We start from the raw sequence: 14,613 nt of genomic DNA on the forward strand, positions 1-14,613 counted from the left end.
CATCTATTTTTTCAAAGCTTCTACATTAAGTTTACTTTCTTCAAATGCTTTCATATCAGCATCATATTTGGATAAACCTTCGTCTCTATACTGTTTAATCCGATTTTGAATCGTTCGGTAATCCTTAGGAATAACTTTGATAAATTTAGGTACTAACTCTTCCCAATTCTTCAAAATTCGTTTTCCATTATCACTGTACGTATGTTCAATGTGTGTTTTAATTGTTTGGTATAATTCATCGATTTCTTCATGATCTTTTAATGACTCTATATGAACGAGTTCTTTGTTACATTTTGCTTCAAAGGAGTCATTTGATTCATGAAGGACATAAGCAACGCCACCTGACATCCCAGCTGCAAAGTTTCGACCTGTATCACCAAGGATAATCACTTTACCACCTGTCATATATTCACAAGCGTGATCACCTACTCCTTCTACAAGTACATTAGCTCCGCTGTTTCGAACACAAAATCGTTCTCCGGCTATCCCATTAATAAATGCTTCTCCACCGGATGCACCATAAAAACAGACGTTACCAACAACAATATTATCTTCTGGTTTAAACGTTCGTTGTCGTGAAGGTCGAACGATGATTTTACCGCCAGACAACCCTTTTCCTACATAATCATTTGCGTCTCCAACTAGTTTTAGTGACATCCCTTTCGGAATAAATGCCCCAAAACTCTGACCGGCTGATCCTTTAAACGTAAGACGAATCGTATCTTCTTGAAGACCTTCCAACCCATACCGTCTCGTTACTTCACTACCGAGAATTGTTCCCGCCACCCGGTTTATATTACGAATCGAGAATGTTCCCTTTACAGGAATTTGGTTTTCTAAGGCATCTTCACAGAATGGAATTAATTCTTCCATATCCAATGAACTTTCTAAGCCATGATCTTGATCGGTCGTTTTGACAAGAGAAACATTTTCATCCATTTCGGGCTTATGAAGCAATGGCGATAGATCGATATTTTTCCCTTTCCAATGATCAATAGCGTCATTAGGTTCTAAAACGTCCGTTCGACCTACCATTTCATTTAACGTTTTGAAGCCAAGTTCAGCCATGAGTTCTCTTGCTTCTTGTGCAATAAATAACATAAAGTTTTCGACATGGTCTGCTTTACCTGGAAATTTCTTTCTTAGTTCAGGGTTTTGTGTGGCTACGCCAACTGGACACGTATCTAAATGACAAACCCTCATCATGACACAGCCTAAAACAACTAATGGAGCCGTTGAAAAGCCATATTCTTCAGCACCTAGTAAAGTTGCAACAATCACATCTCGACCAGTCATCATTTTTCCATCCGTCTCTACTACGATACGATCTCGTAATTTATTTAATAAAAGCGTTTGATGGGTTTCAGCTAGACCGATTTCCCAAGGAAGTCCTGTATGCTTTAAACTCGTTCTTGGTGCAGCTCCTGTCCCACCATCATAACCACTGATTAATACGAGATCTGCGCGACCTTTAGCCACACCAGCAGCAATTGTGCCTACTCCTCCAGCTGAAACTAACTTCACGCTGATTCTCGCTCTTGGATTGGCATTTTTCAAATTGTGAATCAATTCTGCTAAATCTTCAATTGAATAAATATCGTGATGTGGAGGTGGTGATATTAATTCTACTCCCGGAGTCGATCCGCGTACTTCTGCTATCCATGGATACACTTTCTTTCCAGGCAGATGTCCACCTTCTCCTGGTTTCGCACCTTGGGCAATTTTAATCTGAATTTCATCAGCGTTGACGAGATAATGGCTATTTACGCCGAAACGTCCAGATGCTACTTGTTTAATGGCGCTTCTTCTAGAATCACCATTTTCTTCAGGACTAAAGCGGTCAATGTCTTCTCCACCCTCGCCACTATTACTTCTAGCACCAATTCGATTCATTGCAACTGCTAACGCTTCATGAGCTTCTTGACTTATCGCTCCATACGACATGGCACCTGTTTTAAACCTTTTACAGATTTCTTCAACGGACTCCACTTCTTCAATAGGAATGGACTTCCTCTTTTTGAATTTCAATAATCCCTTGAGTGACTGCAAGTTATTTTTCTCATCAGTAAGCAATGTCGAATATTTCTTGAATTTTTCATAGTCATTTGTGCGGCACGCCGCTTGAAGAAGATGGATTGTTTCCGGATTATATTGATGATCTTCTCCATTTTGTCTGTATTGGAATTCATCGCCACTTTCTAGTGTTTTCTGAGCACCTCGCTCATCTCCGAAGGCAATCTCATGTCTTAATAACGCTTCTTTTTCAATCATGTCTAACTTGATCCCACTAAGTTTTGAAGATGTTCTTGTAAAGTATTTATCGATCACATCTTGATGAATACCGACTGCTTCAAAGATTTGTGCCCCTCGATAACTTTGGATCGTTGAAATCCCCATCTTAGAAAGTATTTTAATTACACCATCCGTCGCTGATTTAACATAGCTATCAGCACAATCATTGAAAGAGTCACTCTCTATTTCATCAATAGAAATTAAATGGCGAATCGTATCAAAAGCTAAGTACGGGTTAATCGCTTCTACTCCGTATCCTAACAATGCTGCAAAATGATGGACTTCTCTCGCTTCACCTGATTCAAGTAATATACTTACCTGTGTCCTCGTTCCTTGACGGATAAGATGGTGATGTAACCCTGAAACAGCTAAAAGAGAAGGAATTGCCGCTTTATTCTCATTGATACCTCGATCTGAGAGTACCAATAAAGTCGCACCATCTGCCATTTTCCGATCAGCCTCAGCAAAAAGTTCTTCTAACGCTGTTTCCATCCCTTCAGAAACGTTCGAATGAAACAATATCGATAAATTAGCTGTTTGGAAACCATCCATATCCTGATTTCGTAATGTTTCTAACTGTTCATTTCTTAAAATAGGTGTATCTAGCCATATATGTTTGCAACTTTCAGGTTTTGGATTAACAAGGCTACCTTCTGCACCAATCGTTGTACCGACTTGGGTAATTAACTCTTCTCGAATCGCATCGATTGGAGGATTCGTTACTTGCGCGAACAGCTGCTTAAAATAATTGTATAAAAGCTGTGGCTTTTTAGACAACACAGCAAGTGGTGAGTCATATCCCATCGAACCAACAGGGTCCTTGCCACCAGAAACTAACGGCTTTATTATTTTCGTTAATTCTTCAGAAGTATAACCAAAGGCCAATTGATGATCCAAAAGTTCTTCGTCCTTTATAATCGTATCTTGTTTCTCTTTTGACTCTGGTAACTCATCTAATTTGATCAGATTCTCCGCTAACCATTCTCCATAAGGCTGTTCGTTTGCAATTTGCAATTTGATTTCCTCATCTGGAATAATTTTCCCTTGTTCTAAATCCACAAGGAGCATCTTACCTGGTTTCAATCGATCTTTATACAACACATCTTCAGAGAAAATGTCTAATGCTCCAACTTCTGAACCAAGAACAATCATGCCATCCTTTGTCACATAATATCTAGCAGGTCTTAAACCATTACGGTCTAAGCATGCTCCAATTTGTTTTCCATCTGTAAATGCAATTGCAGCAGGTCCATCCCAAGGTTCCATAAGTGTACTGTGATACTCATAGAAATCTCGTTTATCTGGATGAATCGTATCATCATTTGCCCATGGTTCTGGCACCATCATCATCGCTGTATGAGCCAATGAACGACCCGATAGGTGCAAAAATTCAAATGCATTGTCAAACATTGAAGAATCGCTTCCGTTCTTATCAATTACCGGTAATATTTTTTGTAAGTCTTCATCAGTAAAATGACTAGATTGGCAAAGTTGCTCACGAGCCTTCATCCAATTTACGTTCCCACGAATCGTATTGAATTCGCCATTATGAATGGTGTATCGATTTGGATGAGACCTCTTCCAGCTTGGAAATGTATTTGTACTGAAACGAGAGTGAACAAAGGCTAGTGCCGACTTGAAATCTCTGTGATTCAAATCAATATAAAAAGAGTCCAATTGTTCAGGGATTAACATCCCCTTATAAACGACCGTCCTTGTAGACAGACTGCTTATATAAAAATCGTTTGCTTCTGTTGTTTTTGAAACTTCAATTTCCGTTCTTTTTCGGATGATATATAATCTTCTCTCAAAATCGTCTTGGTCTTTTATGTTGTCAGAAGGGAGAATAACGACTTGCCTAATATTAGGCTTCGTCTTTCTAGCATCCTTACCTACAAAGGATGGATTCACAGGAACTCTTCGCCATCCAAGAATTTTCTGTCCTTCTTCCTCGATGATTCTCTCAAATATTTTCCGGCTACTTTTACGCTCTTTTTGATCTTGCGGAAAAAAAATCATCCCTAATCCATATTGACCTTCATCAGGGAGGACTAAATCTTCCTTATGAAACTGCTTCTCAAAAAAGCGATGTGGAATTTGTGTTAATATTCCAGCGCCGTCTCCTGTACTCACATCAGCGGATTGACCTCCGCGGTGCTCTAAATTACATAAAATCGTAATCGCGTTTTGAACGATATCATGAGATTTTGTCCCATCTATATGTGCAATCATACCAATTCCACATGCTTCATGTTCATTCTCTGGATGATATAATCCTTGTGGCAGCGGTGTACTAAGCTGTGTCATGACAACGTTCCTCCTTTTAATATAAATTAGGCTAATTAAATTGGATTATCTCTACCAATATATAGTTACCTAAAATTAAAAATATTTCGATTAGTGTAACATGAAAAAGTTAATAATTCTAACATCAGGTGACCGAATTACTGTGCAAGTGACATATGAATCTTTATATCAGAAAATAATAGAAGAATAGAGCAAAATTTATTTATTCAAACGCTAATACTACTAATTACTGCTTAATACTCGGGATTAATAACTATAATGACATTCGCCCACATCCGTTGTGGTCTTGTGCGTGAAAATCACACGTTTGTGCGTGGGAATCATCATTAATTGCGTAATTTAAAATAATGATAATCCGTTATAAGTTTATTATTATTAAGAAATTGAGTAAACTACAAAGAGAGGTGAAAATAACTTGGAAATCTTCCTTTGGATAATCATTATTTTATTATTTATACTTAGTTTTGTAGGGCTATTATATCCGATTATTCCTTCCGTATTATTATTGTGGGCAGGAATCTTCCTTTATCATTTTTTTATTGATGGTACCCCCTTAACTTTATGGACATGGGGATCGTTTCTCATTTTAACCATGATGATCTTTATAGCTGATTATTTAGCAAGCATGTATTTCGTCAAAAAATACGGCGCATCAAAGCGGGGAATGACAGCTGCAACAATAGGACTAATTATTGGAAGTTTTATCATTCCGCCAATTGGTATTTTTGTGGTTCCTTTTGTCCTCGTCTTACTCACTGAGTTAACTCAAAAACAACCGTTTGAAAAAGCAGTTAAAATTGCAGTAGGTACTCTTTTTGGATTTCTTACAAGTACTTTTGCAAAAGGAACGATCCAATTCATTTTAATTATTATTTTCTTACTAGATATTGCATTTTTTGTGTGATAAATGACCAGTTTTTAGTTACAGAAAAGAATGCTACCTGAAGGAAAACATAGGCTTCTACAATGAAGGATACAATGGAAGATGGAGCTTGACCGCTCCCTCCCTCGAAAAGTTTAGCACTGAAAGGTAGCATCCCCAGTCTACTATGAAACAGCAACGTCTCTTTCAGTAAATTAGAGTTGTTAAGCAGATCTTTTTTCACCTGCGAGCTTTGTTACTTTCTTTTTTCTTGTGATATAATAAGGACGCTCATTAATAAACAATTATTGGAGGCATCATGTTAACATTTGAAGAAAAGCTCAGCATTATTGAATCCTATCCAGAACTAGAGAGAAAAGATGTATCTTTAGGAAGAGTTAACTTCCACTATAACAATAGCTCTGTGGATAAAAAAAATGTCGTATATCATCTCCATCCAAATGGCAATGGTTTTGTTTATGCTGGTGAATTAACTGGTTATGAGACGAATGAAAAAGGAATGGTGAACATCCGAAATTTCACTGAAAAAGCCCTTCGCAATGTGCTTCAAAATGCGATTACGTCTCTTACTCCTAATGAAGAGGAAGAGATCGGTGAAGAATCTTGGATGAACGATAATACACAAGTTCTAACTTTAGTGAAAGAAGGCGAGATGTGGAATGTCTATGCCGACGATTCGTTAGATGGTACGTTTACCACTTATAAAGAAGCGGCACAATTTTTAGATGAAGAAGGCTTCTCTAAAATTTAACTTCTTATAACGTAACATGCCCCTTTTATCTTCATCGATAAAAGGAGCATGTTTTATTTTTTATCATGAAAGTAGTAGTTATGATCATTCGTTTTTACTTTTCATAAAACCAATCTCATCAACCATGACTTTTCCTTTATCACTTGAGAAATATAATGTAATCCTTTCGAGGTTTTCTAGCTCTATGTTAGGATTTACCTCTTGGAAGGAAGCAAATGGAATTTCATGTGATTGGAAAACTGGCTCCGTTGCTTCACTATATTTACCATCTCTCATGAGATCTTCAAAATAACGGTTAATAGTAAACTGTGTATGAATTGCCGGGGCAATCTCTTTGAATGTTTCCAAAGATACTCTAGCTGATTCACCATCAGTCGTTTCCAGTTTCACATCCAATAATGGGTTCGTTGGAACATCCACTTCTTTTTCTTCTTCGTCAAACTGCCCTTCCATATTCGCTATAGAAAGAAACACGCTTTCCACGTCATCTGTCAGCTGACTCTCACCATATCCATCAGGAATAAATAACGAATACGTACCTGAATTTTCCCACTCAAAAACCATCCCTTTTTTTCGTTTCGTATTCCCAGAGCGATTTATCGATGACTCTATTTCCCAAACATCAAAACCAATTCCCTCAGCCAAAATACCTTGAGATAATTCTGTTTTACTTTTAGCACTATTAAAGTTAACTAAAGGATGGAACTGATTGTTTTCAAAACGAGTCACATACTGAGTGTTAGGTAACCACTCACTACCATAACGGACGTCTCGAAAAAGTGGAATATATTGATCGTTTCCTCCAAGAGTACTTTCAATAAAAGCAGAAATGTACACTTTTGCTACTTCTCTTTGCTCCTCAGGATCCATCATTTGGTCTCTGTTAAGAAACATTCCACCAGGGAGACGCATATCCATCCTGCCCCAGTCTTTATTAAATTGACTATGATTCGCATCAGCTATATAAACTCCTGCTTTAAAGTGGTCCGAGTCATTAGCAACGGTAACCCTAGAATATTGTCGATCCCCATGATAATTATGAACGTCACCATCTCTTGCACCATGGATTGTCAAATAAGAAGCACCATCAAACTCAGGTCTCATATCATCAACTTGACGATCTGTCGGAGCAACACCAATAGCAGCTTGAACATTTATGGCTTCCATTCCTTTAACTGAATCATCATCTGCAAACCATCGCTCATAATCGGCAACCATTGCAGCTGCCTGTCCTCCACGAGAATGGCCCATTACTGCAACACGTTGCAAATCTACTTTAGAGTAAAAAGGGGTAGTTGGATCATTGTTAAAATCATCAATCTTTAAAAGATGCTGTAACATCATCCATGCACGAAATCTATAATCATCATTGGGAATCCCTGTCCAATTAGAATAATTTAAGAAATTCTGATCAACCGAAATAGCAATATAACCTCTGCTTGCCAAAAGTTCTCCTAAATAATCATATCCCGCATCCGAAAAGTTTTCCATTCGATGATTTCCATGAACCATCAGTACGAGTGGAAATACTTCATTACCTTCTGGCATCCATACACGCCCATTTAAAGGTAGTTCGGTTTCATCAAATCCCCAGAAAAATTTTCTGAACCACTCCCATTCATTCATGACGTCAGATGCATCGACAGAACCAGACAACACGTCCACATGGTTTCTAAATTCATCTCTGTGATTATCTGTTCCATTTCCATAGGTAAATGTTTCAACTAAATAATCACCCTTTTCAGCAGGGTTGTCCACAGATAATGGTGTGATATACTCTTCTTCACTAAAAGAATTTTCTACTTCAACATTATCAATTTCAGGAGACCAAAAAATCACAAATAATATAATCAAAAGAGGGAAAGCTGACCATCCAATTTTTTTGCTGCTGCTCCAATGCTTTGATTTCATGATTGTAAATAGCATACCAATACATATAGCAAGAAGAATAGCAACACTTGTGATAATCCACGTAAACGTTGTTCCTAAATTCGCTTCTGATAAAATATAATAATGAAGATAAATCGTATATGATAAGCTTCCCACAAATAATCTAGGGATGGGAAGATACATCAATGATAAAAGGAACCCAACTAAGCCCGTTACACTAAAAAAGAGTAACGTATTGACTAATGTATAAATAAGTAAATCAATAAGTACACCGAAACCTGTTGGTGTAGCTACCCCTGCATTAAAAACAGCAAAAAGGGTCATCAGCCATAGTGCGAGGACCATCATTTTAACTTTCGAATCATAGGCCGATGTTTTAAGCGCTCTTCTTTTCACCCAACTTTGTATTTTTTGTAATTTAGTTAACCGTATTTGCATGATTCAGTAGATACTCCTCACTATATAGTAAAAGTTTTCCGAACATATTTGTTGGGAACTTTAATTATATCAGACCTCACCTTATTCTAGCAGATGAATATAGGATCATTTTCAATAAATAGGAATTTATATAATTAAACACATTAAAAAGAAAAACCACTTTAGAAGTGGTTGGCGACGTAAACGAATACGTTTGAATATCTTTATATCTTTAAATACCTATATGCGTTTGTTAATATTAAAGTTATCTTCAAGGAGAGCCCAGTTTTGTGGGAAATCCCACCCTAAAACCCAATAATATACTCCCTTAACCCCCAACTCTATCACTAGGTCAAATTTCGCTTGAATGCTTCGAGCATCTTCAAACCAGACTTCATGTTGGAGTCCTTCTTCATCATAATACGTAAAAAAAGGAGATTGACTTTCTTCATCAAATTCAATTGCAGCGTTGTAATTTCGAGCTAACTCTAAAGCCTCTTGATGGTCAATCGCTCTTGCCCTCGTTTCCCCTGCTACAAAGGGAAGCGTCCAATCATAACCATACAACGGAACACCCATCATAATTTTTTCAGTAGGCATAACAGTAGACGCATATTCGATTACTCTTCTTACTTCATTGATTGGTGCTACAGCTCTTGGAGGACCACCTGTCCATCCCCATTCATACGTCATTAAAAATACAAAGTCTGCCACTTCACCATGAAAAGCATAATCATGTCCTTCATAAAGAAGTCCGGTCATTCCCGGTTCTACTTTTGGTGCTAACGCACTGGAAAGAAGATACCCTCTTTCATCTAACCGAGTTCTCGCTCTTTGCATCAACTGATTATAATTTTCTCTTAACTCAGCTCCAAGATACTCTAAGTCTAAATCCAAACCTAGATATCCTTTTTCATCCATTATGGCTAAGGCTTCATCTAACATGACATTTTGTAATTCTTCGCTTTGAAGAACAGTTCTGGCTAACTCTGTACTGAACGCCCCATCCTCAATATTAGTAATGACCATCAAAGGAACAACTTGATTGTCATATGCCGTATTAATAACCTCTTGGTCATTTATTGGTGTGAGCGAACCATCTTCATTTAACTCATAGCTGAAAATTTGTACATATGTTAAATACTCTCCTACTCGAGCTACTTCTTCGGCAGACTCAGCACCTGTTATTTGTAAATCAACATAGGCCCCCACATCAATAGATGGTTTTTGTCTAACCACATCAGGAATAAACAATCGACTTCCTACAGGCATAAATGAAGGATTATTCATATAGTTCATTCTAAGTAGCGAGTCAACGGAAACTTTATTTTTTTCACTTACCTTCCAAATATCATCCCCTCGTTGTAATTCATGGACTCTTCCTTGCACAGGTATAAGTAACGACTGACCTAAAACAAGTTGAGTGTCTTCAGCTAATTGATTAACCGCAGCGATATCTTGATATGGCACTCCATAATTTTGCTGCAACAACCATAAGTTATCACCTTGAGCAACAACGTGTATTTGCAAAAAATCCCCTCCCTCGTTCTGACCATAGTTCTCTTCTAGGACTATATTCTGCCATTTCATATTTATGAATCTTAATAATCTAACAGATTCCTATTGAAAACCCATACTTATCTTCAAGATTAGATATTCTCAGTGATAAATAATCTATATTTGTTTTGCTAATTATTTAGATATTGGACACAGTAAGAATAAAGACAATTTAAAAGGACCGTTAACTTTTAGAAATGAAAGCCATACAACAAAGTGTGATAACAGAGTCGATTCAAAAAATAGAATGAGAATCTAATCGGACTAATTAAAGTACAATATTCTAAGGAGGATAAATCACGGTGAGTATGTTCATATTTATTAAAAAGCATAAAAATTATTTAGGAAAAATGTTGTTATTGCTTTTCATCTTTAGCGTTATGACTATTGGAACAGATGTAATTGAAGCAAAAGAATCTTCCGTATCGGAAGCTCATGTATATGTCGATGAGACCCCAATCCAAACAAACTATGCATTACGAGACGGTCATTTATTAGTTCCCGCTATATTTTTCAAAGAGACTGGCTCACTCGTTGATTGGAACGAAAAATATGACTCCATTGTATTTCGGTTAGGTGATATTTCTTTTGCACACCCAACGGGATCAAACGTCATTGATATTAAAAAAAATAATAATTGGGAACGTGAACAACTTTCTGTTGCTTCTATTCATATCGATGGCCAAACCTTCGTTCCACTCAATGATATTGCAAAGTATTTAGATCTTAATGTCAGCTATCATGAAGACATCAAAAAAACATTCATTCAAAATCCCGAACCTCGAACGGTATCAAGCATCGGTTCTGGTGATGGGGAACAAAAACAAGTAGCTTTAACCTTTGATGATGGCCCGGACATTTTGTATACGACTCAAATATTAGAGATTCTTAAAGAAAAAGGTGTTCCTGCTACTTTTTTTGTTGTTGGTCAGCAAGTGGAAAAACACCCAGAAATGATGAAGAGGATTGTTGACGAGGGTCATGCATTCGGAAATCACAGCTTTACTCATTCTTTATTCCCAGACATTCAATCGAGCGATGTCCAAAATGAATTAAGACAAACTCAAGATATTATTTCTGATACAGTTGGTCGGCAGTCGGACTTATTTAGACCTCCGTTCGGTGCACTGACACGAGCTGATGAAGAATTAATTCATCGAATCGGATTCCGGTCTATCATGTGGTCAGTTGATACAATGGATTGGTCAGGTCTTTCTGGTGATGAAATTTATTCAACGGTGATCAATGAGATCTCACCAGGTGGAATTGTTCTTCAACATAATATCGATTGGAACCCGGAGAATTTAAAAGGAACTGTCGATGCCTTACCAAAAATCATTGATGAACTTCAAAGGCAAGGTTATACTTTTGTAACGATACAAACATTATTAGAATAACTATCGGTGAACTTTTTTAACAAGGAGAAGCAAAAGTAAAAGGGGAAATTTTATATTAATGGAAGGGAAAGCATTTTCTTTTGATGTTTTACCATCAACTTCTATAATAACGTCAAAAAACAGTGTGCATTCTCTGCACACTGTTTTTATTATGACTAGTTAACTCTTACTACTACACCTCTGAAATTATCTGCCCAGTATCCACTATTCATGCTAGCAATTGCAACACCTGTAGAGCTTTGAGAACCGATGAACTGTCCTCCACCTAAGTAGATGGCTACATGTCCATTTGTTTTGTAAGTGTCAAAGAACACAAGGTCTCCAGGTCGCGCTTCGCTATAAGAAATACGTTGACCAGCGTTTACTAATCCATCTGTACTATAAGGTAAGCTTTTACCAACTTGAGAGAAGGACCATGCAACGAATCCCGAACAATCAAATCTACCATTAGCTACGTCATAAGAACTTCGGCCACCACCGAATACATAAGTAGAATTACCGAAATACTTTCTTCCTACTTGCGTGACTGCCCCGCCACTAGAAGAAGTTGATGCTGTAGTTGATTGACTTGTCGAAGAATCACTACTCGAACTTGAAGTTGTGTTTGAACTTGAACTCGAGCTTGAACTTGAGCTTGAACTCGAGGTTGAACTTGAAGAACTATTGCTGCTGCTTGAGTTATCATTAGAACTTGACGAGTTTTCACTTGTCGATTGGCTTTGTTGTTCCGCAATTACTCTTTCTTCTTCTTCTTGACGCTCTTGCTCTTCCGCTTGGCGCTGTTGTTCCGCTTCTATTCTAGCTTGAATATCTGCTCGATCAGATTGCAAGTTTTCATCTTGTTTTACTAGTTCTTCCATCATTTCTTCCGTTTGCTTTTCTTTCGAAACTAGTTCTGCTTTAAGTTCATCATTCTGATCTTGTTGACCTTTAAGATGTTTATGCATTCCTTCCATCTCTGTTAAGATGTCATTTAGTTCATCTAATTTATTCTCAACCTTTTCTTGCTTCTCTTCTAACTCTATTTGATTTTTTTCTAGTTTTTCAATAAACTCATTATCAGCTTGAGCAATTCTTGAAATTGTAAACACTCGGCTCACAAAGTCACTGAAACTTTCAGAACCTAAAATAACTTCTAAGTATTTAGCATTACCGCCTTGTTTTTGATAGGCATTTGCACGATCTTTAAGTAAGTTAAATCGTCTTTCTATATCTTCCTCTAATTCATTAATTTCTACTTCCATTTTTTCGATTTCTTCATTTCTAGTAGAAATATCTTCTTCTGTTTCTTCCATTTTTGATTTATTATCAGCAATTCCTTGATCTACTCGTGCAATTTGATCATTAATTTCATCAATTTCAGTTAAGATATCCGATAATTCTTGTTCAGCTTCTGACAAATTAGATTGTACTTCTGATAATTCAGATTCAATTTCAACTTTCTCATTTTCTAAATCACTTGTCGCTCCTGCCAACCCTGCTGGAAAAAATAATACCCCTGTCATTCCTAAAACGATCATAAGTCCTACTAATTTTTTCTTCACAAATACCCCACCTTAATCTCTAATCATTCTAATGTCCCATTATCTTAAGTTACATCTATATAATTCTATGTTTTTATGTATATTCTTGGTGAAAAATGATAGATATATGACTCACTAGGTAGAATAGTACCATTATAAAATCACAGGAATATGATAATCATGTTACAAAAACATTTCAATTTGTATTTTTAGAGAATTTGTGTCTGTTATCAGAATTTTCTAAACGGGATTTTTTATCTTTTTTTATCATTCTTTTGTATGATATCTGCAAAAAAAAGAACAAGCCTTTGCTCGTCCTCTTCTATTTATATACTATGAAATTCTCTTCTAAATCAGACAGTCTTGGGTTCTTAATCTTTAAGACCTTTTGTTTCTCAGTGATCGTACAAAAACCTCTTCAAGTAATTTATCTCGTTTATGCATCGATATACTATTATTAAATCTTTGTTCCCATTCTTCGTTTAATTTGTTTGCCTGAACTAAATATTCTGCTCCTTTTTTCATAAATGATTTGTAACGATCTGTTAAAATTTCAATTGCTTTACCATATTTTTCATCCGTATAAGGTTCGACAGCCTCTTCATAAATATCTATTAATATATCACCTTCTCTTTCGGGAAAATATTCATGAGGAGGAGTACTGTCAAATGCGCAAAATCCTATCTCTCTAGCTACAACCATATCAATACTTTCAGGATCAAAACCGCAATGATAAAGTTCAACATTATAGCCTTTCTTACTAACTTCATCTGCCACTTTTTTCAACAACGTAGATTTCCCTGTTCCTGCTCTCCCTTTTATAAGCCATCTTTTATGACAATCGGTCGTTAATTGTGGTATAAAATCCACCATGCCTTTAGGTGTGACAGCTCCAAAAAAACGATGCTTTATAACTGCTTTTTTTGTCAATTCCTTTCCCTCACTTAACCAGTCTTTTGTCATACGTTGAGCTAATTTGTTAAGCTTATGAAAATCCATATTATTAATATATATCTCTTCTAGACCATCGTGTACATACAACCCCTTTTTAAATGATACATGAGCATTTTGGAAAGCGATGTTCATTCTTTCATTAACAAGTTTCTTACTTTCCTTTTCAATCATTTGTGCTTCTTGATTCAATTCAGCATCTAGATCTAGTTTTTTTATGATTGTACCTTGAAACTCTAGTTTGAGTAGGTCCCCGTCATATATAGCAATGCTCAGTTCTCGATTGATCACACAATCTATGCCATTTTTAATGGAGGAGCTATGAATAATTTCAACATCAAAACCTTCTTTCGTCCACTTGTTAGCCATTTCTTTCATGAAGTCTGTTTTAATGGACGGGATTTTTCCATTACATACGATACCTTGGCGAATTGATTGTAAATTAGATGAGTAGAAATGATAAAACCCTTTTGCCGTATGGTCCCCTGCAAAGTAATCCAACTGTTTAGCTGCCATATGCATGCACTCCTTTTTCAAATAAAATTTCCATTGGTGTATTAGCCTATGCAACAACTATCAACTGGTGATGATCAATACGCCATTTCTCCCGTTCCCTAGGATTAATAAAACACAAAAAAACAACAA

8 protein-coding genes are annotated in these 14,613 nt (G+C 36.6%); 3 read left to right on the plus strand and 5 right to left on the minus strand.

Annotated elements, in window-relative coordinates; all coding sequences use genetic code 11:
- Positions 1-3: 3 nt before the first annotated feature.
- Positions 4-4,599: a glutamate synthase large subunit gene (gltB, locus tag QDN89_RS06055; protein WP_280769198.1), complete on the minus strand. Its 4,596-nt coding sequence runs from the start codon at positions 4,597-4,599 to the stop codon at positions 4-6.
- 415 nt (positions 4,600-5,014) lie between these two features.
- On the opposite strand from gltB, the gene QDN89_RS06060 reads away from it, so the two are divergent.
- Positions 5,015-5,503, plus strand: coding sequence for a DUF456 domain-containing protein (locus QDN89_RS06060; RefSeq protein WP_280769199.1), 489 nt, complete (start codon positions 5,015-5,017; stop codon positions 5,501-5,503).
- Between the two features lie 277 nt (positions 5,504-5,780).
- Positions 5,781-6,233 carry a hypothetical protein gene (locus tag QDN89_RS06065; RefSeq protein WP_280769200.1) on the plus strand — a complete coding sequence of 151 codons (453 nt, stop codon included), beginning with the start codon at positions 5,781-5,783 and terminating at the stop codon, positions 6,231-6,233.
- Positions 6,234-6,317: 84 nt separating this feature from the next.
- Here the strand turns inward: QDN89_RS06065 and QDN89_RS06070 are convergent, their stop codons facing one another.
- Together QDN89_RS06070 and QDN89_RS06075 are read right to left on the minus strand one after the other, a co-directional pair.
- On the minus strand, positions 6,318-8,561 hold the full coding sequence (locus QDN89_RS06070) for an alpha/beta hydrolase (RefSeq protein WP_280769201.1): 2,244 nt from the start codon (positions 8,559-8,561) through the stop codon (positions 6,318-6,320).
- A 219-nt stretch (positions 8,562-8,780) separates the two neighbouring features.
- On the minus strand, positions 8,781-10,070 hold the full coding sequence (locus QDN89_RS06075; RefSeq protein WP_280769202.1) for a glycosyl hydrolase family 18 protein: 1,290 nt from the start codon (positions 10,068-10,070) through the stop codon (positions 8,781-8,783).
- 335 nt (positions 10,071-10,405) lie between these two features.
- Here QDN89_RS06075 and QDN89_RS06080 point away from each other — a divergent pair, with 335 nt between their 5' ends.
- Positions 10,406-11,494 (plus strand): polysaccharide deacetylase family protein, encoded by a 1,089-nt coding sequence (locus QDN89_RS06080; RefSeq protein WP_280769373.1) that lies wholly within the window; start codon positions 10,406-10,408, stop codon positions 11,492-11,494.
- Between the two features lie 155 nt (positions 11,495-11,649).
- On the opposite strand, the gene QDN89_RS06085 is transcribed toward QDN89_RS06080, so the two are convergent.
- Together QDN89_RS06085 and QDN89_RS06090 are read right to left on the minus strand one after the other, a co-directional pair.
- A complete protein-coding gene (locus QDN89_RS06085; RefSeq protein ID WP_280769203.1) occupies positions 11,650-13,038 on the minus strand; it encodes a C40 family peptidase in 1,389 nt (462 codons plus the stop codon).
- A 357-nt stretch (positions 13,039-13,395) separates the two neighbouring features.
- Complete coding sequence (locus tag QDN89_RS06090; RefSeq protein WP_280769204.1) at positions 13,396-14,484, minus strand: hypothetical protein; 1,089 nt, start codon at positions 14,482-14,484, stop codon at positions 13,396-13,398.
- Positions 14,485-14,613: the final 129 nt, after the last annotated feature.

It is taken from the genome of Salipaludibacillus daqingensis, from assembly GCF_029891575.1.
Taxonomy (GTDB): Bacteria; Bacillota; Bacilli; order Bacillales; family Salisediminibacteriaceae; genus Salipaludibacillus; species Salipaludibacillus daqingensis.